The organism is Pseudomonas sp. CVAP#3, from assembly GCF_018986375.1.
Lineage (GTDB): Bacteria > Pseudomonadota > Gammaproteobacteria > Pseudomonadales > Pseudomonadaceae > Aquipseudomonas > Aquipseudomonas helvetica.
On sequence record NZ_JAHMSC010000003.1, the window covers coordinates 245053 to 265113 of the forward strand.

Genomic DNA, 20061 nt, shown 5'->3' on the forward strand with positions numbered 1-20061 from the left:
GAGCTCCTCGGAAGGCGTTGTAGCCTGGTGTACCGTCAGCCGGCGAGCAGGCGGCAACCCATTGCCCATCGTTTGAGCGAAGGACTCCGAGCATCATAGTTGGCCCGCCGATGATACAGTCGACGATCGTTCGCGCAACTTCGTAGACCTGTTGCGTCTCGTAAATGGGATGCTTTCCGCCACACGATCCGCAGGGCACATCATCTCCATAGGCCTGCCCAGTATAAGTGTCGCCCGCATCACTACCGGCGAGGCTGCGATGCACCCTCACGCCTTTCTTTCCTTGATGAATCATCGCGAACCGTCCTTGCGCAACGCTAGTGGATATCGGTAAGTGTAGTGATCCAATGCAATCCAGGGTCACCCTGCAAAAGCGTAGCCCTCACAGGGCGCGGGGGCGACCATTTCGTTACGCAGTCGAGTCGACCAGCAGTTCACGCAAAGTCGAAGCACCGCTGGCAGCCGCAGCATCGTGTCGATGTTGCAGGAAGACGGCGAGCAATTCGGACAGTTCGAGAGGCGTAGCCTGATGCGGGGGCAGGAGTCAGCCAGCCAGGCTCACAAGCTTACAAACAAGCGATGCTCGAGCGACCCGACACTCCGATATATTGCGGGAATTTGTTGTACCAGCCCCCAATCACGTCTGGTGTGGCGCCAGCTCGGGCCGAGAAAAAACTTAACGTCGTGTCCGGGATTAGTTGACCACTACAGTTAACAGGGCAGAGTAATGACCCATTTGTGAATCGACAATTTTCCAGTCCATACAGCCTCCTCTTCATTCAAGTCACACCCGCCCCCGATCACAGTCAAGCACCTCAATAGGCAGCCGAACATAAGAACTAAGAGTTAGCAGTGAATTGACGTGCAAGTGAAATATGGACGATAGACGAGTCTGATTGCACCCACCCTGCACCCATGAGGTTTTTTAGGATTAGTGCAATTCTGCTGGAGGCATTGAATTATATGGTGTCCCAGGGCAGGTTCGAACTGCCAACCTTCCCCTTAGGAGGGGGATGCTCTATCCAATTGAGCTACTGAGACACATGCCGGCCGCAAGGACATGCGGCGCGATGGACGGCGTGCATGTTAACGGGCAGGCCCGGTTTTGTCATGTCGTCTGTAAGGCTTATTAAGTGTAGGCAAGCGCCGGCTTCGATCACAGACTTAGATTCGATCCGTTTTTTGCGCTGACACCCTCCCGCTTCAGTAGGGCCAGCAAGTTGTCGACCGCAGTGGAAAGCTCGCCAGAATTATCCAGTTGAAAAATCCCCTCTGCGCGATCCTGAGCAGCACCCCTTGAAAACAGGGTGTTGCGCTCAAGTCGGGCTTCGATTTGCGCAGCGCTCTCGCGCCCTCGCCGCTCAAGACGTTTGCGCAGGGCATCGGTTTTTACCGTCAGCAATATGGGCAACAGCGTCGGATAACGCGCCATAGCTTCAGGGAGATGACCTCTTGAGCCGTTGATCAGTACATGGCGGCCTTCACTCAGCCACTGATCGATCTCTACGGGAATGCCGTAATCGAGCCCATTGGCATGCCAGCACAGCGCAAAACCGCCCTCGCGCCTCATCTGGGCAAATTGCGCCGTAGAAACACCCAAAGCGTCTTCGCCGACCGACTCAGCCGACCGGGTAATCACCCTGCGCGCCACAACGCAATCGAGGTGAAGCAGAGAATCGCGGGCGGCGTCGATCAGGCTGTCCTTGCCGGAACCGGACGGCCCCATCACGTAAATAAGTCTGCCGCGCGTCCCGATATCATCTCGCATTACTTATTTGCCCTAGTAAATCGGCCATTTGCCACTATTCTGTATCAGGTAAGGAACGAAGATCGTATCCGCATAGCATGCACGTTCAGGAGCGCTCAAGCACCCACCTGACGGCAAAGAGGACGCGGTCAGATGTACGGACCCGGTAACTGTTTTCAAATCAGTCCGCATTTCTGATAATTGGTGCTGGCATAACGCCTGCTTCCAGTTCAATATTTGTCACAGAATTGACGCCAATGATCTGGCAATTTTGAGGCATGATGCGGGCCTCATATCAATTCAGGTTGAACATTTGGCGACGAGGCTTGTCCTACATGACATCCTGCGGCCAATTCCGAGAACCGCTCCCCTGAACTAACCGGTTAAATATATGCGCCCATTGAAACAGGCAATTTATTCCAGCCGTACGGCTGACAAGTTCGTCGTACGTCTGCCAGACGGGATGCGTGAACGCATTGCCGAGGTGGCTCGCAATCATCACCGCAGCATGAATTCCGAGATCATCGCCCGTCTTGAGCAGAGTCTTATTCAGGAAGGCGCGCTGGGCGAAGAATTGAGCATGCGCCTGGACAGCCCCGAGCTGTCATTGCACGAACGCGAACTGCTTCAACGTTTCCGTCAACTCTCCCACCGCCAGCAAAACGCACTGGTTTCGCTGATTGCCCACGACGCTGAAATGGCCGTAGACGCCTCCTGATTGCATCCCGTAAGCTCTAGCCAGCCATGTGCTGGCTTTTTTTTGCCTGCAATTCAGCCAATCACCTACTCAACGGCAAGCTCAGTTGCCATCGACATAACGCTAATAGATTGAAAAATTAAGGTGTGCGGCCTGCTGGTTTGAGCACGACCGCACACTAGAAACTCAGAGCAGGAAGATTGTCGCCAGCCCGAGGAAGATGAAGAAGCCACCGCTGTCGGTCATGGCTGTGATCATGACACTCGCGCCCATCGCCGGGTCGCGCCCAAAGCGCGCCAGGGTCATCGGAATCAAAACCCCCATCAACGCCGCCAGCAACAGGTTCAAGGTCATCGCGGCAGTCATCACCACGCCCAGTGACCAACTGCCATACAGCAGGTAGGACACCACGCCAATCACCCCACCCCAGACCAGGCCATTGATCAAGCCAACCGCCAGCTCCTTGCGCATGAGACGCGAGGTATTACCGGTACTGACCTGATCGAGCGCCATCGCACGAACGATCATGGTAATCGTCTGGTTGCCGGAGTTACCGCCAATACCGGCAACAATCGGCATCAACGCCGCCAGGGCTACCAGCTTCTCGATAGAACCTTCGAACAAACCGATTACCCGCGATGCAACAAATGCGGTAATCAGGTTGATCGCCAGCCAGGCCCAGCGGTTGCGCAAGGATTTCCAGACTGACGCGAAAATATCCTCTTCTTCACGCAGACCCGCCATGTTGAGAACTTCGCTTTCGCTCTCTTCACGAATCAGGTCGACCATCTCGTCGATGGTCAGACGACCAATGAGCTTGTCGTTCTTGTCGACCACCGGGGCCGAAATCAAGTCGTAACGTTCAAAAGCCTGTGCGGCATCGTAGGCGTCTTCATCCGGGTGAAAACTCACCGGATCGCTGGCCATGACTTCCGAAACCTGCTTGTCTGGATCGTTGACCAGCAGTCGCTTGATTGGCAGCACACCCTTGAGCACGCCATCGTAGTCAACCACGAACAACTTGTCGGTATGGCCTGGCAGCTCTTTGAGGCGACGCAAGTAACGCAGAACCACTTCAAGACTGACATCCTCGCGGATCGTCACCATCTCGAAGTCCATCAATGCACCGACCTGCTCCTCGTCATAGGACAACGCGGAGCGAACGCGCTCACGCTGTTGACTATCAAGGGTTTCCATCAGCTCGTGGACGACGTCTCGCGGCAGCTCGGGGGCCAGGTCAGCAAGTTCGTCGGCATCCATCTCCTTGGCCGCCGCCAGGAGCTCGTGATCGTCCATATCGGCGATCAGGGTTTCGCGAACCGAGTCGGATACTTCAAGCAAGATGTCGCCGTCGCGCTCGGCCTTGACCAACTGCCAGACAGTCAGACGCTCGGCAAGCGGCAAGGCTTCAAGAATGTAGGCAACGTCGGCGGAGTGCAGATCATCGAGCTTGCGTTGCAACTCGACGAGGTTTTGCCGGTGGACGAGGTTCTCGACCAGGTCGTGATGATGACCTTCCTGGCGATGAGTCAGGTCTTCGACCACTCGCTGGCGATGAGTCAGGTCTTCGACCACTCGCTGGCGATGCAGCAGCTCAACGACTTGAGCAAGGCGGTCTTGCAGGCTTTCTTGCGTTTTCTTTACTTCAACTTCAGTCATAGGCGAACTCCACTCCCAGCAGCGGGGCACGCCGGAAGGATCAATCAGTCAATTCATGATTGGTAAAACGGGGTACTGAGCAACTACTGGGTAAGTCCATGGAGGTATTCCACAAGCCCCGGCGGGGCTGACGGGCGCAATCATACACCGCATGAGGGTTTTAAACGTTAAAAAAACCAGCCTGAAACAAGCGCTTGCGAGATAAACCTGGGCGCTGTCCGCATCCGTGAAACTGCGACGACTCATCCTGAAAAGAAAACACACACCCACTGAGACATGTACTGACTACCCTTGATCATGACCGTCATGGAGGACGCCCAATGCCCAGGAAAACACTCACAACCCTGTTGATCACCCTGCTCTGCCCGCCTCTACAAGCCACTGCAACAACTGTGCATCGATGTGAAGACGCCAAGGGCGGTATCACCTACACAACACTGAGCTGCCCTCCTGGAGAGGCACTGTCACGGCAGAACATTTACAACCCAAGCGTTTTCAAATTCGAGGCAATACTCCCCGGCGCCAACCACCAGGAAACATCAGGAATTAAAAGCACACCGAGAGATCCGGTCGTTATCGGCCAAATGAATGACAAATGCGCAAACGTGCTCAGCGCCAAGGAGCGCCGCGAAGCAATCATCAATCAGCGGATCGTTCCTGGCATGAGCCAGCAGGAAGTTGAAAGCGCGCTGGGCAAACCAGACAAGATCAGCATTCGAAACGCGACAACGAATTATCGCTACGACAGCAAGAAAGGTCGTAGCGCACAAATCGTATTCGACGAGAAGGGATGCGTAAAAGGCAAATCCCAGACAGCAAAAAGCCCGCGTTAGACGCAGGCTTTTTGGTGTTTGGTGCACTCGACAGGATTCGAACCTGTGACCGCTCGGTTCGTAGCCGAGTACTCTATCCAGCTGAGCTACGAGTGCAATTTGTGTTTTTAGACCAGATCACAACTGGTTTAAGCCAGGTTACCTGCATTACTGCAAACAACCCTTAAATGGTGCACTCGACAGGATTCGAACCTGTGACCGCTCGGTTCGTAGCCGAGTACTCTATCCAGCTGAGCTACGAGTGCATTTGTTGCCGCGCATTATAGACCGTTAAATCTTTTTGTAAAGCACTTTTTCTAGTAATTTCAACAACTTACCGAAGAAGCCAGATTACAACGTACTAAACAAATAATGGCGGAGAACGGGGGATTCGAACCCCCGACACCCTTTTGAGGTGTACTCCCTTAGCAGGGGAGCGCCTTCGGCCACTCGGCCAGCTCTCCGCAACACGGGGCGTATCTTAACCAACCTTTTCCCCGTTTGCAAACATAAAAAACGATAAAAATTAATGGCTTGGTTCGTCGTCCTTCTCTTTCTTGATCCGCAGGTAGATTTCCTCACGGTGAACAGCTACCTCTTTAGGCGCGTTAACGCCAATACGCACTTGATTTCCTTTGACGCCGAGCACGGTCACGGTGATTTCGCCATCACCAATAATCAGGCTTTCTGCGCACCGACGAGTCAGAATCAGCATACCTTTCTCCTCACGCATTTCATTTCAGGGACAACAGTCTGCAAAAAAAAGGCGTTCGACCTACAACCAGAACGATCGCAGCCCTACACGCCTAAGTATTGACCAGCACGAGCAAAAGAACAGGCTTCAGCCGCGCCACTCAAAAAAACAAAGGGCGCGGTCACAGACCGCGCCCTTGAGGGAGCATCACTCGCCCTGGCGGGCTGGTGCGTCCAGTTCGAAAGCTGTGTGCAGAGCGCGCACAGCCAATTCCAGGTACTTCTCTTCGATCACTACGGAAACCTTGATTTCCGAAGTCGAGATCATCTGGATGTTGATGGTTTCTTTAGCCAGAGCCTCGAACATGCGGCTGGCAACGCCTGCGTGAGAACGCATGCCAACGCCGACGATCGACACCTTGGCGATCTTGGTGTCGCCAACGACTTCACGGGCACCGATCTCGCGGGCGGTGTTTTCCAGCACGGTCTGCGCCGCCTGGTAGTCGTTGCGGTGCACAGTGAAGGTGAAGTCGGTGGTGTTATCGTGCGCAACGTTCTGCACGATCATGTCGACTTCGATGTTCGCGGCGCTGATCGGGCCGAGAATCTTGAAGGCCACGCCCGGGGTGTCTGGCACGCCACGGATGGTCAGCTTGGCTTCATCGCGGTTGAAAGCGATGCCGGAAATGATCGGCTGTTCCATGGATTCCTCTTCATCAATAGTAATGAGGGTGCCCGGACCCTCCTTGAAGCTGTGCAGTACGCGCAGCGGAACGTTGTACTTACCGGCAAACTCGACCGCGCGGATCTGCAACACCTTGGAACCGAGGCTGGCCATTTCCAGCATCTCTTCAAAGGTGATCTTGTCCAGGCGCTGAGCCACGGACACCACGCGCGGGTCGGTGGTGTAGACGCCGTCGACATCGGTGTAGATCTGGCATTCATCAGCCTTCAGGGCCGCTGCCAGCGCCACGCCGGTGGTGTCGGAACCGCCACGACCAAGGGTGGTGATGTTGCCATGCTCGTCGACGCCCTGGAAACCGGCAACGACAACCACGCGACCGGCCTTCAGGTCACCGCGAATCTTCTGGTCATCAATCTGCAAGATACGCGCTTTATTGTGCGCGCTATCCGTCAGAATCCGTACCTGGTTGCCGGTGTACGACACCGCCGGTACGCCGCGCTTGATCAGCGCCATGGCCAGCAGTGCAATCGTCACCTGCTCACCGGTGGAAACGATGACATCCAGCTCACGGGGAACCGGTTGATCGCCGCCACTGATTTGCTTGGCCAGATCGATCAGACGGTTGGTCTCGCCGCTCATTGCAGACAGCACGACCACCAGGTCATCGCCGGCCTCGCGGAATTTCTTAACCTTGTCGGCGACCTGCTCGATTCTCTCGACAGTGCCGACTGAGGTGCCTCCAAATTTCTGTACGATCAAAGCCATTTCAAAGCCGCCTCAGCCCATGAAGGGCGCCCATTAATCACTCAAACAGCTGCGAAGCCCGCCACTAGACGACGGGCGCGGCACGCAGCCTTAAATACCCTGCTCTACAAACGGCACGGTCAGGGCCAATGCCGCATCCAGTGCGCCAGCGTCGGTACCGCCGCCTTGCGCCATGTCTGGACGACCACCGCCCTTCCCGCCCACTGCCGCAGCGGCTTGCTTCATCAAATCACCGGCTTTGAGTTGGCCAGTCAGGTCCTTGGTCACACCCGCAACCAGCACGACCTTTTCCTCATGGACACTGCCGAGCAGGATCACTGCGCGGCCGAGTTTGTTCTTCAGTTGATCGACCAGCGCCAGCAGCGCCTTGCCGTCCTGACCGTCGAGACGCACGGCCAGTACTTTCACGCCTTTGACATCCAGGGCAGAAGCCGACAGGTCGTCGCCCGCCGCACTGGCGGCCTTGGCTTGCAACTGCTCGAGTTGCTTTTCCAGCAGACGGTTGCGCTCAAGCACAGCCGACAGCTTGTCGATCAGGTTGTCGCGGCTGCCCTTGACCAGGTTGGCCGCTTCCTTGAGTTGCTCTTCCGCAGCGTTCAGGTAAGCCAGTGCTGCAGCGCCTGTCACCGCTTCGATACGACGCACGCCAGAAGCCACACCGCCTTCGCTGATGATTTTCAGCAGGCCGATGTCGCCGGTACGACTGGCATGGATACCACCGCACAGTTCGACGGAGAAGTCGCCCATGCTCAGTACGCGCACGCTGTCGCCGTACTTCTCGCCGAACAGCGCCATGGCGCCTTTCTGCTTGGCGGTGTCGATGTCGGTTTCTTCGGTTTCAACTTCGGAGTTCTTGCGAATTTCGGCGTTGACGATTTCTTCCAGCGCTTTCAGCTGTTCAGGCTTGATCGCTTCAAAGTGGCTGAAGTCAAAGCGTAGACGCTGACTGTCAACCAGCGAGCCTTTCTGCTGAACGTGCTCGCCCAGCACCTGGCGCAATGCCGCGTGCAGCAAGTGCGTGGCGGAGTGGTTCAGCGACGTGGCGTGACGCACCTCGGCATCCACCTGGGCCTGAACCGGCGAGCCAACGGTCAGGCTGCCCGAATCCAGCACACCGTGGTGCAGGAATGCACCGCCAGTCTTGGTGGTGTCGCGCACGTCGAAACGCGCAGCGCCTGCCTGCAGGTAACCGCAGTCACCGATCTGACCGCCGGATTCCGCATAGAACGGCGTCTGATCAAGAACGACCACGCCCTCTTCGCCTTCGCTCAATACGTCGACCGATTGCCCGTCTTTATACAGAGCAACGATTTTTGCAGAACCACTGTGAGCGGTGTAACCGGTGAACTCGGTGGCCACATCAACCTTGACCAGGCTGTTGTAGTCCATACCGAAGGAACTGGCCGAACGGGCACGGACGCGCTGGGCTTCCATTTCGCGCTCGAAGCCCTCTTCGTCGATGGTCAGGTTGCGCTCACGCGCGATGTCGCCGGTCAGGTCCATCGGGAAACCGTAGGTGTCGTACAACTTGAACACCACGTCGCCTGGCACCACGTTGCCTTTGAGTTCGGCCAGATCCTGCTCGAGGATCTTCAGGCCTTGCTCCAGGGTTTTGGCGAACTGCTCTTCTTCGGCTTTCAGCACGCGCTCGATGTGCGCCTGCTGGGATTTCAGCTCAGGGAAAGCTTCGCCCATCTCGGCAACCAGTGCGCCAACGATCTGATAGAAGAAGCTGCCCTTGGCGCCCAGCTTGTTGCCGTGACGGCAAGCGCGACGAATGATCCGGCGCAGCACGTAGCCACGACCTTCGTTGGACGGCAGCACGCCGTCGGCGATCAGGAAACCGCAGGAACGAATGTGGTCAGCCACGACTTTCAGCGAAGCCTGGTTGTCGTTGGTGCAACCAATGGCCTTGGCCGAAGCGCTCAGCAGGCTCTGGAACAGGTCGATTTCATAGTTCGAGTGAACGTGCTGCAGCACGGCACTGATCCGCTCCAGGCCCATGCCGGTATCCACCGACGGCGCTGGCAACGGGTGCAACACGCCATCGGCGGTGCGGTTGAACTGCATGAACACGTTGTTCCAGATTTCGATGTAACGGTCGCCGTCTTCCTCTGGCGAACCCGGTGGGCCGCCCCAGATGTCAGCGCCGTGATCGTAGAAAATCTCGGTGCAAGGACCGCACGGGCCGGTATCGCCCATCGTCCAGAAGTTGTCGGAGGCGTATGGCGCGCCTTTGTTGTCGCCGATGCGAACCATGCGCTCGGCCGGAACCCCGACTTCCTTGGTCCAGATGTCGTAGGCCTCGTCATCGCTGGCGTAGACCGTGACCCAGAGCTTTTCCTTCGGCAGATTCAGCCACTTGTCGGAGGTCAGGAAGGTCCAGGCGTAGGTGATCGCATCACGCTTGAAGTAGTCACCGAAGCTGAAGTTACCCAGCATTTCGAAGAACGTGTGGTGACGAGCGGTATAACCGACGTTTTCCAGGTCGTTGTGCTTGCCACCGGCGCGAACGCACTTCTGGCTGCTGACGGCGCGGGTATAGGCGCGCTTTTCCTGGCCCAGAAAGCAGTCCTTGAACTGGTTCATCCCCGCGTTAGTGAACAGCAGGGTTGGGTCGTTGCCCGGAATCAAAGAGCTGGAGGCTACACGGGTGTGGCCTTGCTCTTCGAAGAAGCGAAGGAAGGCTTCACGGATTTCTGCGCTTTTCATTAGGTTCTTCCACGGAGGCTGCGGCCAAAGGCCTGTGCGAATCGTCAACAGACGAAGCGACGGCAAAGGGCCGCATTATATCGGCGTTAGTGTGCAGGTACAGTGTGTTTGTACGATACAGACAGTCAATTGGACGGCTAACACCTTCAGTTTTGCGAAAACTCGACGAAAGTCGCGATTACCTGCTCGATCTGCGCCCGGTTGACGTCCATGTGAGTGACCATGCGCAAGCGTGAGGCGGCACTGAGCTTGATCCCGCGCTCGGCGGCAAACGCCTTGAGCGCATCGGCTTTATCGCCCATTTGCACATAGACCATATTGGTCTGCACCGGCTCGACTTCATAGCCCGCCTCTCGCAGACCTTCAGCCAGAAACTGCGCGTTGGCGTGGTCGTCCGCCAGGCGTTGCACGTTGTGATCCAGCGCATATAAGCCTGCCGCCGCAAGAATGCCGGCCTGACGCATACCGCCACCGACCATCTTGCGCAGGCGCCGGGCCTTGCCGATCAACTCGGCCGAACCACAGAGCACTGAACCGATCGGCGCGCCGAGGCCTTTGGACAGGCACACCGACACCGAATCGAAGTGCCGGGTGATTTCCCGCGCATCGACGCCCAGCTTGACGGCTGCGTTGTACAACCGCGCGCCGTCCAGGTGCAGCGACAGACCGTGTTCATGGGTAAAGCGGCGAGCCCGCGCCAGATATTCCAGCGGCAATACCTTGCCTTGCATGGTGTTTTCCAGCGCCAGCAACCGGGTCCGGGCGAAGTGGAAATCGTCCGGCTTGATCGCCGCAGCCACCTGAGCCAGGTCCAGCGAACCATCGGCTTGAACTTCCAGCGGCTGCGGCTGGATCGAGCCCAGCACCGCGGCCCCGCCACCTTCGTACTTATACGTGTGCGCCTGCTGGCCGACGATGTACTCGTCACCGCGCTCGCAGTGAGCCATCAACCCCAGCAGATTGCTCATGGTGCCCGTCGGCACGAACAGCGCCGCAGCAAACCCCAGACGCCCGGCCAGTTCAGCCTCAAGCTGATTGACCGTCGGATCTTCGCCGTAGACGTCATCCCCGGTGGCCGCGTTGGCCATCGCGTCGAGCATCCCTGCGGTCGGTTGGGTGACGGTGTCGCTACGAAGATCGATAACGCTCATGAATCAGGCCTCGGAATAGGACGCTAACGTCGCTGCTGATAAGGGAAATCTCTTACTAAAGGGATTACTGCGGCCAACGCCGCGATTAATCAAGGCCTGCGCCAGGAAAGGCTGCTCAAGCCAACGGAAAAACCGATGTATATCATCAGAAAGCAGCGATGCGCAGCCCACAAATATGTGTTAAAAACTCTCCGCCGCCAGACAATCTGGCAGCAAAACGTTCTCAGGGCGGGGTGCAACTCCCCACCGGCGGTAATTGCGCGCAATGCGCATAGCCCGCGAGCGCTTGGTGTCACTGATGCTTCGGCAGCAGGTGACGACAAGGTCAGCAGACCCGGTGTGATCCCGGGGCCGACGGTCATAGTCCGGATGAAGAGAGAACGGGATTGGCACCAAAGGGCCGTCCGTGGGCAACGCGCATACACTGCACGTCTGACCTGCACGTACCCTTAAATCCCATTCGATTCATAACGCCCTGTTTTTCACACAAACAGGAGTCAGAACAGATGCAACCCACCGCAATCGATAGCAAAAGCAAAAACCATCAGGGCGAGCGTGTAGCGTTTATCCAGGCGTGCTGGCACAAGGAAATCGTTGATCAGAGCCGTAAGGGCTTTGTCACCGAGATGCTCGCCCAGGGCTATCAGGAATCGGATATCGACTTTTTTGAAGTCGGCGGCGCCTTTGAAATTCCACTGCACGCCAAGCTGCTGGCCAAGTCCGGCCGTTACGCGGGCATCGTCGCTGCAGGTTTAGTGGTTGACGGCGGCATCTACCGTCACGAGTTCGTTGCCCAGTCGGTGATCAGCGGCCTGATGCAGGTTCAGCTGGAAACCGAAGTGCCGGTGTTCTCGGTCGTACTGACCCCGCACCACTTCCATGCCGGCGAAGAGCACCAGAAGTTCTTCTTCGAGCACTTTGTGCACAAGGGCCAGGAAGCAGCGAAGACCTGCGCCGACACGCTGCACAAGATGCGTGCCTTGCGTCGCACTGAACACCGCGCGGTAGCCGTTTAAGCTCTGGCACTGATCGTTCCCACTACGTGGGAACGATCGACTCAGGCCAGATCGTCGCCGGTGGTCGGCACAATCAGAATGCCGGCGCGCAGGCCGTTCTTGACCTTCGGGTTCGGGAAGATGATTCGCGCACCCTCCTCCTCGACGATCCAGCGAGTCTGGGCGATGTCCTCGGCCAGCAGATAACCCTTTTTCAGCTCCGAGAAGTTCTCGATGTCCGCCGGCAGGTTCAAGTGGAAGCTATCGCTGTGCTTGATGATTTCCCGCGCCACGCTGAACAGTTGCAAACCATCCAGGCTCTGTTCTGCGAAATCCGGCTCGGTGCCTTCGATGATCTGCTTCAAAAGGATTTCAAGACGCGAGACGTTAACCCCATCGTTTTGCCCGAAAGGCCGGGCCTTGCCCAACTCAAGGGTGAAAGACTCGGCATCGAGCTTGTCGTAGGTGTACGAGCTGAAAACGATGGACGGCTTGTTCTGCAACAGCACCGCTTCCATGCCGGCAGCGCGCAGGCGAGCCAGTTCATGACGGGAATGCTGACGGCCTTCTTTCCAGGGATACAGCGCGAACTGCTCGATCTTCGAGCCACGGATCGCGGTGTGCAGGTCGTAGTGCAAACGGGCGCGGTCGGGCAGATTGAAGAAACTCGCTGCCAGACGCTCCAGCTCACAGGCTCGCAGCGCTTCAGAGCCACTGCTGAGTTCGTGACGGCCATTGAACAGCCGATTGACGTCCTGCTCGATAAAACGCTCGCCGCGACGCATGGCGTCTGGGTTGCCGAACAGGAACAGAATACGTGCGCGCGGCTTCAACTCTCCGCGGGCGATGTCATGCAACAGGCGATCGAGCAATTCGATCGGCGCTGTTTCGTTACCGTGGATGCCGGCCGACAACAGCAAGTCCAGGCCATTGTCGCGAGCCTCCGGTGGCCGGACTTCCAGCGCACCTTCGCTCAGCCAGCGCATCCGCACGCCTTCGACAGTCAGTTGAGTCTTCTCCGCCGGTTCACGGCCGGCGAGGGTCAGTTCAAGCAGTTTGCCGAGGGCGAGCATAGAGCGAATTCCTTAGTGATCGTGTTTGCAATCCGGGCCGTGCACGTGGTCTTCGTCACCGATTTCAGCCGGTTCCATTTCCAGTTGCAGACTTACCAGATTAGTCGCCAATGGGCGCAGCAGCAGGTTCGCGTATTCAGCATCGCCTTCTTCGACGTCAACGCCGATCAGCAACTGGCCACGGCCGTCTTGCTGAATCCACAACTCTTTGCCTTGCCACATCACCGCAACGCGGGTGCAGGAGGTTTCCAGTTGAGTGCCGTCGGTGTCTTCAAGAATCAGCTGCAGGGTATCGCTCATTATTACGTTCTCATCTGGAGATAAAGCAACGCGTCCGACTCTTCATGAGCAGGACGCGGGCTTTCAATTGATCTGGAATGGATAAACCGCGCCCAGTTTAAGGATTTGCGTCAGTTCATCCAGTGCCGTCCGGCACTCAAGCAACAATTGTGGGTCCGCCAGATCGCTTTCGGTCATGCGGTCACGGTAGTGCTTGTCGACCCATTGGGTCAGCGTGCCATACAACGGCGCGGTCATGATAACCCCTGGGTTGACCGCCGCCAGCTCGGTTTCATTCAGTGCGACACGCAACCGCAGGCAAGCCGGGCCACCGCCGTTCTGCATGCTTTGCTTGAGATCGAAGACTTTCACTTCACGAATCAGGCCGCCAGAGCTGGTCAGCTCTTGCAGGTATTGCCAGACGCGCGGGTTGTTCTGGCACTCTTGCGGCACGATCAGCAGCATCGAACCGTCAGCACGCGACAGCAGCTGGCTGTTGAACAGGTAAGAACGCACGGCATCTTCGACCGATACCTGGGAGCGCGGAACACAGATCGCCTTGAACTGGCCGCCACGCTTGGCAAGCTTGGCCGACAGCTCGGCGAGCATCTGCTCGGTGTCGAGGAACGCATCCTCGTGATAGAACAGCGCTTCGCCGTTACCGACCGCGATTACATCGTTGTGGAACACGCCCTGGTCGATCACCGCAGGATTCTGCTGGGCGTACACCACGCCGTCATCGCTCAAGCCGTGCAGGCGGGCAACCGCTTGCGAAGCTTCCAGAGTCTGACGCGCCGGGTACTTCTGCGGTTCCGGGTAGCGAGTATCGAACGCGCTGCGACCGAACACGAAGAATTCGACACCGGCTTCGCCGTATTCACGGCAGAAACGTGTGTGGTTGGCTGCGCCTTCGTCACCGAACTGCGCCACGGCAGGCAATGCTGCGTGGTGAGCGAAGTGTTTCTGGTCAGCGAACATCGCCCCCAGCACGCGGCTGGTGGTCGGGTGTTCGATGCTGCGGTGATATTTGCAGTTGAGGTTGGCGGCGGTGAAGTGCACGCGACCGTCAGCGGTATCAGCACTCGGGCTGACCGTGGCGGCGTTGGCCACCCACATGCTCGACGCCGAGCAGTTGGCAACCAGCAATGGCATCGCCTGCTTGGCGGCTTGCTCGATCACTTGAGCGTCGGTGCCGCTGAAACCCAGGCGGCGCAGTGCACCCACATCCGGACGTTCTTGCGGTGCGAGTACGCCTTGCTGAAAGCCCATTTCCATCAGCGCTTTCATTTTCGCCAGGCCTTGCAGCGCCGCTTCCTTCGGGTTGGAAGACTGCTGGCTGTTGCTCTGGGACGCGACGTTGCCGTAGGACAGACCGCCGTAGTTATGGGTCGGCCCCACTAGACCGTCAAAATTGACTTCATAGGATTTCATCAGCGAGGCTCCACGAATCTGGTTTTTATAGGCATCAGTAACTGTTCAATGCGACCGAGTAGCGGCCTTCGCGAGCAAGCCCGCTCCCACAGGGTCCATACAGACCTTTAGAGGCTGGCTTACCCCTCCCTCCAGTCTTGCATCAACCTTGTGGGAGCGGGCTTGCTCGCGAAAGCGGTCTTACGACATCCGCACGCCAGGGGTCAGGGCGGCCGGCAATGTCAGGCTCGGGGTTTCCAGCGAGGCCACCGGATACGCGCAGTAATCCGCGGCGTAATAGGCACTGGCGCGATGGTTGCCCGAGGCACCCACACCGCCGAACGGTGCGCTACTCGCGGCGCCGGTCAGCTGTTTGTTCCAGTTGACGATACCGGCGCGGCTTTCCAGCCAGAACTGCTGATAACGCGCTTCGGAATCCGACAGCAAACCTGCCGCCAGACCGTATTGGGTGTTGTTGGCTTCCGCGATCGCCGCCTCGAAATCAGCGTAACGGATCACTTGCAGCAACGGGCCGAACAGCTCTTCGTCAGGACGATCGGCAACCGCGCTGACATCAAGAATGCCTGGGGTCAGCAGCGCGGCGTTAGCCTGAGGCTGAGTCATTTCCAGCAGCGACACGGCGCCGTTGGCGAGCAAGTGTTCTTGCGCATCCATCAGTGCCTTGGCAGCGGCCAGAGAAACTACCGAGCCCATGAACGGTGCCGGCTGCTGATCGAACGCGCCGACTTCGATCGTCGCGCTGACCGCTACCAGACGTGCCAGTAGCGTGTCGCCCCAGGCGCCTTGCGGTACCAGCAAGCGACGGGCACAGGTGCAACGCTGACCGGCAGAAATGAACGCCGACTGAATAATGGTGTACACCGCAGCGTCGAGATCAGCGACCTGATCGACCACCAGCGGGTTGTTGCCGCCCATCTCCAGCGCAAGGATCTTGTCCGGGCGACCGGAGAACTGCGCATGCAGGTGGTTGCCGGTACGGCTGGAACCGGTGAAGAACAGACCGTCTAACCCTGAATTGGCCGCCAGGGCGATCCCGGTTTCACGCGCGCCTTGCAGCAGGTTCAGCACGCCAGCAGGCAGGCCGGCTTCGATCCAGCACTTGACCGTCAGCTCGGCGACTTTCGGAGTCAGCTCGCTTGGCTTGAACAGCACGCTGTTACCGGCCAGCAGCGCCGGAACGATGTGACCGTTCGGCAAATGCCCAGGGAAGTTGTAAGGTCCAAACACCGCCACCACGCCGTGAGGCTTGTGGCGCAGCACGGCAGTGGCGTCGCCCAGCGGGCCGCTCTTCTCGCCGGTACGCTCGCGGTAGCTCTGCACCGAAATGGCGATCTTGTTGACCATGCTGGTCACTTCAGTCGCGGCTTCCCACAGTGGTTTACCGGTTTCTTCACCGATGCAGTGAGCCAGTTCGTCAGCGTGTTTTTTCAGGCTGGCGGCAAAGGCTTCCAGCACACCGATGCGATCTTCCAGGGAGCGTTTGGCCCAGGCCGGGAAGGCCTGACGTGCGGCTTGCACGGCGCTCTCGACCTGAGCGGCGCTGGCGCCCTGCCCCGACCACAGCACTTGCTGGGTAACCGGGTTCAGCGATTCGAACGTGTCACCCTGGCCCGCCAGCCAAACACCTGCGATATAAAGCGAATTCATTATTTCGACTCCCGAGCAGCAGACAACGGCACGGCACGTACTTGATCGCCGGCATTGAGTTGAAGACGTTTGGCGGTCAACGGGTCGACCACCAGGGTACCGGCGGCAAAGCGTGCGGGAGCGGCAGTGATCCGGCAGTCTTCGCGTTTGCGGTTGTGAATCAAAAATGGTGTGGCGTCATCACCCGGAGTGCCGATGGCCAGTACCAGCGCCTGGCTGTCGCGGACCGCGCGGATCTTGCCGGTTTCGCATTCCACGGCAGGACCTGCGTCGAAGATGTCGACGTAACCCTGGTAGCTGAAGCCTTCGCTCTTGAGCATCGCCAGCGCCGGCTCGGTGTCAGGGTGAACCTTACCGATCACATTGCGCGCGTCTTCAGAGAGGAAGCAGGTGTACAACGGGAATTTCGGCATCAGCTCGGCGATGAACGCCTTGTTGCCCACGCCCGTCAGGTAATCGGCCTGGCTGAATTCCATTTTGAAAAAGTGCCGACCCAGGCTCTCCCAGAACGGCGAGCGGCCGGCTTCATCGGACACACCGCGCATTTCGGCGATGATCTTGTTGCCGAACAGCTGCGGGAATTCGGCGATGAACAGCATCCGCGCCTTGGCCAACATGCGGCCATTGAGGCCGGAACGGTAATCGGCGTGCAGGAACAACGAGCACAGCTCGGAATTACCGGTCAGGTCGTTGGCCAGGAACAGCGTCGGGATTTCACGGTAGATGTTCAGCTCTTGCGACGCGCTGACAGTCAGACCGACCCGAAAGTTGTACCAAGGCTCACGCAGGCCGACAGCGCCAGCAATCGCGGAAATCCCCACCACGCGACCGTTATCGTCCTCGAGCACGAACAGGTAGTCCGCGTCGCCGCGCCCCGCTTCGCCGCGAAAGGTCTTTTCAGCCCAGCCAACCCGATGAGCCAGACGCTCTTCGTTGGCCGGCAAGGTGGTCAGGCCGGTGCCGGTGCTGCGGGCCAGGTCGATCAGCGCGGGTAAATCGCTGCTGCGTACGGGACGAACGATCATGCTATCTCCTCAAACGGGTCGCTCAGGCCACCCGTAAAACTCTCTGCTCTTAAGCCTGAAATCGGCCCTTAAACTGCCACCAGGCGCACGCTGGCACCTTCACCGACACCCAAGGCCTCGGCGGCTTCAAGATCCAGGGTTACCGGTTTGCCCGGCGCATAATCCAGCTCGAGCAATACCGCGCGGTAATCCTGCAACTGCGCGTTGGCCACCAGGTACTGACGACCGGCACCTTTGACCGGCTCACCGATTTTCACCGGCACCACACGGCTCTGGGCGATCGAACGGATCCCCGAGACACGTGCGTGCAGGGTCGGGCCGCCGTCGAAAATGTCGATGTAGTGATCAGTCTCGAAGCCTTCGCGCATCAGGATGTCGAAGGTGATCTGCGCCCGTGGGTGCACCTGGCCCATCGCCTCTTGGGCGGCGTCCGGCAGCAGCGGCACGTAGATCGGGTAATGCGGCATCAGTTCAGCGAGGAAAGTCCGGCTCTTGAGCCCGCACAGACGCTCGGCTTCGGCGTAGTTGAGGTCGAAGAAGTTGCGACCGATGGCATCCCAGAACGGCGAGTCGCCATTTTCGTCGCTGTAACCGACGATTTCGGTAACCACCGAATCCGCGAAACGCTCCGGATGGCTGGCGACGAACAGCAGGCGACCGCGAGAGTTGAGTTCCGACCAAGGCGAACCGACCAGCTCCGGCAGCACGTAGAAACTGGTCAGCAGGCTGTTGCCGGTCAGGTCGTGGCACTGGGAGAGCACATGAATCTTGTTATGAATCTTCAGCTCGCGAGAGGCGTGCACGAAGGTTTCATTACGGAAGCTGTAGAACGGCTCCGAATAACCGGCCGACGCGACGATGGCCGAGCAGCCCACCAGTTTGCCGGTGGCGGTGTCTTCGAGGACGAAGAAATAGCTTTCTTCACCGTTGAAGCTGACCTCGGCAGCGAACGACGCTTCGCTTGCGGCGATCTTGTCGCTCAAGCGTTCGACATCATCCGGCAAGGAGGTGACACCAATCGGGCTGTCCGCAGCCAGACGCTGTACCTCGCCCAGATCAGCCATTTGCGCGGGGCGCATCACCAGCATGGTGTCACTCCTTACTTAACATCAGGTCGACGAAATGCGCCGACTCGGGGAAAAAAATGCCGGGCAGGCCCGGCACAGGAAAATAGTCTCGACACCTGCCCCTAAGAATAGGTGCCGAGCGGTACCGCAGCCTGAATCAGGCTTGAGTCAGTTTGGCCACGGCGCGTTCGAAGCGCTCCAGGCCCTCTTCGATGTCCGCGTCTTCAACCACCAGGCTTGGCGCGAAGCGAATCACGTCCGGGCCGGCTTGCAGAATCATCAAGCCTTCTTTTTCGGCGGCGTTGAAGATGTCCTTGGCCTTGCCTTTCCAGGCCTCGCTCAAGACGCAACCGAGCAACAGGCCCAGGCCACGCACTTGAGTGAACAGGCCGTACTTGGCGCCGATCTGCTCAAGACGAGACTTGAACAGATCGTGCTTGGCTTTGACGCCGTTCAGCACTTCAGGGGTGTTGACCACGTCGATCACCGCTTCAGCGACGGCGCACGCCAGCGGGTTGCCGCCGTAAGTGGTGCCGTGAGTGCCGACCACCAGGTGTTTGGCCAGGTCTTCGGTGGTCAGCATCGCCGCGATCGGGAAACCGCCGCCCAGGCTCTTGGCGCTGGTCAGGATGTCCGGCGTCACGCCGTAATGCTGGTAGGCGAACAGCTCGCCGCTGCGGCCCATACCGGTTTGTACTTCGTCGAAAATCAGCAGTGCGTTGTGTTGGGTGCACAGCTCGCGGGCGCCTTGCAGGTACGAAAGTTCAGCCGGCAATACGCCGCCCTCGCCCTGGATCGGCTCCAGCACTACCGCGCAGGTCTTGTCGGAAATGGCCGCTTTGAGCGCTTCCAGATCGTTGAACTTGACGTGAGTGATGCCGGTGATCTTCGGACCAAAACCGTCGGAGTACTTCGACTGGCCACCGACGTTCACGGTGAACAGGGTACGACCGTGGAAGCTGTTGAGCGCGGCGATGATTTCGTATTTCTCGGAACCGAAACGATCGTGGGCAACACGACGGGCCAGCTTGAAGGCGGCCTCGTTGGCTTCGGCGCCGGAGTTGCAGAAGAACACGCGCTCGGCGAAAGTCGCGTCGATCAGCTTATGGGCCAGGCGCAGGGCCGGCTCATTGGTGAACACGTTTGACACGTGCCACAGCTTGTTCGCTTGCTCGGTCAAGGCACCGACCAGTGCCGGGTGCGCATGGCCCAATACGTTAACCGCAATCCCGCCGGCGAAGTCGATCAGCTCGCGGCCAGACTGGTCCCAAACGCGGGAACCGGCGCCACGTACCGGAATGAAAGCGGCAGGCGCGTAGTTGGGAACCATTACCTGGTCAAAATCGGCGCGTTGTACCGCAGCGTGCTCAACGGACATCGGAGTCTCCTGATGAGAAACACCCGCCTGAAACTGGCGAGCGATGAGGGGATTGTAAGGACAGTTTTCAGCCCGGCCTTGCCGCCAAGCGACAACTTCTTATAGCGCAAACCCCGGATTTCTCCGGGTTTACGGCAATGCGACAAATAGCGTCGCAAAGGCGCAGTTTAAACTGCCGGAGTACGTTATAGGCAGGCTTGTCCAGCCGGACGGTAATTATGTACTGCACAGAGCGCATCGCCGTT

General features: G+C 58.4%; 16 protein-coding genes, 4 tRNA genes, 1 pseudogene and 1 riboswitch. Of the genes and pseudogenes, 4 read left to right on the forward strand and 17 right to left on the reverse strand.

Features of this window, described 5'->3' with window-relative positions:
* Positions 1-403 precede the first annotated feature (403 nt).
* Positions 404-653 (forward strand): annotated as a pseudogene (locus KRR23_RS29045) (IS3 family transposase); the annotation flags it as partial.
* A gap of 311 nt (positions 654-964) precedes the next feature.
* On the opposite strand, the gene KRR23_RS07315 reads toward KRR23_RS29045, so the two are convergent.
* Positions 965-1041, reverse strand: a tRNA-Arg gene (locus KRR23_RS07315).
* Positions 1042-1156: 115 nt separating this feature from the next.
* Positions 1157-1768, reverse strand: coding sequence for a phosphonate metabolism protein/1,5-bisphosphokinase (PRPP-forming) PhnN (gene phnN, locus KRR23_RS07320; RefSeq protein ID WP_216741946.1), 612 nt, complete (start codon positions 1766-1768; stop codon positions 1157-1159).
* Positions 1769-2138: 370 nt separating this feature from the next.
* Here phnN and KRR23_RS07325 point away from each other — a divergent pair, with 370 nt between their 5' ends.
* Positions 2139-2465 carry an Arc family DNA-binding protein gene (locus tag KRR23_RS07325; protein WP_216741947.1) on the forward strand — a complete coding sequence of 109 codons (327 nt, stop codon included), beginning with the start codon at positions 2139-2141 and terminating at the stop codon, positions 2463-2465.
* Positions 2466-2630: 165 nt separating this feature from the next.
* Here the strand turns inward: KRR23_RS07325 and mgtE are convergent, their stop codons facing one another.
* Positions 2631-4103, reverse strand: coding sequence for a magnesium transporter (gene mgtE / locus KRR23_RS07330; protein WP_216741948.1), 1473 nt, complete (start codon positions 4101-4103; stop codon positions 2631-2633).
* 320 nt (positions 4104-4423) lie between these two features.
* On the opposite strand from mgtE, the gene KRR23_RS07335 reads away from it, so the two are divergent.
* On the forward strand, positions 4424-4936 hold the full coding sequence (locus KRR23_RS07335; protein WP_216741949.1) for an outer membrane protein assembly factor BamE: 513 nt from the start codon (positions 4424-4426) through the stop codon (positions 4934-4936).
* 19 nt (positions 4937-4955) lie between these two features.
* Here the strand turns inward: KRR23_RS07335 and KRR23_RS07340 are convergent.
* From KRR23_RS07340 to ltaE, 7 genes are all read right to left on the reverse strand, one after another.
* Positions 4956-5032: transfer RNA gene (locus tag KRR23_RS07340), tRNA-Arg, on the reverse strand.
* A gap of 72 nt (positions 5033-5104) precedes the next feature.
* Positions 5105-5181 (reverse strand) — tRNA-Arg (locus tag KRR23_RS07345).
* Positions 5182-5288: 107 nt separating this feature from the next.
* Positions 5289-5379 (reverse strand) — tRNA-Ser (locus KRR23_RS07350).
* Positions 5380-5441: 62 nt separating this feature from the next.
* Positions 5442-5630, reverse strand: a complete 189-nt coding sequence (csrA, locus tag KRR23_RS07355) for a carbon storage regulator CsrA (RefSeq protein ID WP_003178872.1) — start codon at positions 5628-5630, stop codon at positions 5442-5444.
* Between the two features lie 186 nt (positions 5631-5816).
* Complete coding sequence (locus tag KRR23_RS07360; protein ID WP_054593612.1) at positions 5817-7058, reverse strand: aspartate kinase; 1242 nt, start codon at positions 7056-7058, stop codon at positions 5817-5819.
* Positions 7059-7148: 90 nt separating this feature from the next.
* On the reverse strand, positions 7149-9770 hold the full coding sequence (alaS, locus tag KRR23_RS07365; protein ID WP_216741950.1) for an alanine--tRNA ligase: 2622 nt from the start codon (positions 9768-9770) through the stop codon (positions 7149-7151).
* 146 nt (positions 9771-9916) lie between these two features.
* Positions 9917-10921, reverse strand: a complete 1005-nt coding sequence (gene ltaE, locus KRR23_RS07370) for a low-specificity L-threonine aldolase (RefSeq protein WP_216741951.1) — start codon at positions 10919-10921, stop codon at positions 9917-9919.
* A 215-nt stretch (positions 10922-11136) separates the two neighbouring features.
* A riboswitch (FMN riboswitch) is annotated at positions 11137-11307 on the forward strand.
* 120 nt (positions 11308-11427) lie between these two features.
* Between ltaE and KRR23_RS07375 the strand changes: the two genes are divergently transcribed.
* Positions 11428-11937 (forward strand): 6,7-dimethyl-8-ribityllumazine synthase, encoded by a 510-nt coding sequence (locus tag KRR23_RS07375; RefSeq protein ID WP_216741952.1) that lies wholly within the window; start codon positions 11428-11430, stop codon positions 11935-11937.
* Between the two features lie 41 nt (positions 11938-11978).
* On the opposite strand, the gene astE is transcribed toward KRR23_RS07375, so the two are convergent.
* From astE to KRR23_RS07410, 7 genes are all read right to left on the reverse strand, one after another.
* On the reverse strand, positions 11979-12989 hold the full coding sequence (astE, locus tag KRR23_RS07380; RefSeq protein ID WP_216741953.1) for a succinylglutamate desuccinylase: 1011 nt from the start codon (positions 12987-12989) through the stop codon (positions 11979-11981).
* 12 nt (positions 12990-13001) lie between these two features.
* Positions 13002-13289: a topoisomerase II gene (locus KRR23_RS07385; protein WP_123426782.1), complete on the reverse strand. Its 288-nt coding sequence runs from the start codon at positions 13287-13289 to the stop codon at positions 13002-13004.
* Between the two features lie 63 nt (positions 13290-13352).
* Positions 13353-14699, reverse strand: a complete 1347-nt coding sequence (gene astB, locus KRR23_RS07390) for an N-succinylarginine dihydrolase (protein ID WP_216741954.1) — start codon at positions 14697-14699, stop codon at positions 13353-13355.
* 180 nt (positions 14700-14879) lie between these two features.
* Entirely contained in the window at positions 14880-16349 is a 1470-nt protein-coding gene (gene astD, locus KRR23_RS07395; protein WP_216742122.1) for a succinylglutamate-semialdehyde dehydrogenase, read from the reverse strand.
* Positions 16346-17371, reverse strand: a complete 1026-nt coding sequence (astA, locus tag KRR23_RS07400; protein WP_054593619.1) for an arginine N-succinyltransferase — start codon at positions 17369-17371, stop codon at positions 16346-16348. The genes astD and astA overlap by 4 nt, the downstream gene beginning before the upstream one ends.
* 68 nt (positions 17372-17439) lie before the next feature.
* Positions 17440-18459, reverse strand: a complete 1020-nt coding sequence (aruF, locus tag KRR23_RS07405; protein WP_019693162.1) for an arginine/ornithine succinyltransferase subunit alpha — start codon at positions 18457-18459, stop codon at positions 17440-17442.
* A 136-nt stretch (positions 18460-18595) separates the two neighbouring features.
* Positions 18596-19816: an aspartate aminotransferase family protein gene (locus KRR23_RS07410; protein ID WP_216741955.1), complete on the reverse strand. Its 1221-nt coding sequence runs from the start codon at positions 19814-19816 to the stop codon at positions 18596-18598.
* Positions 19817-20061: the final 245 nt, after the last annotated feature.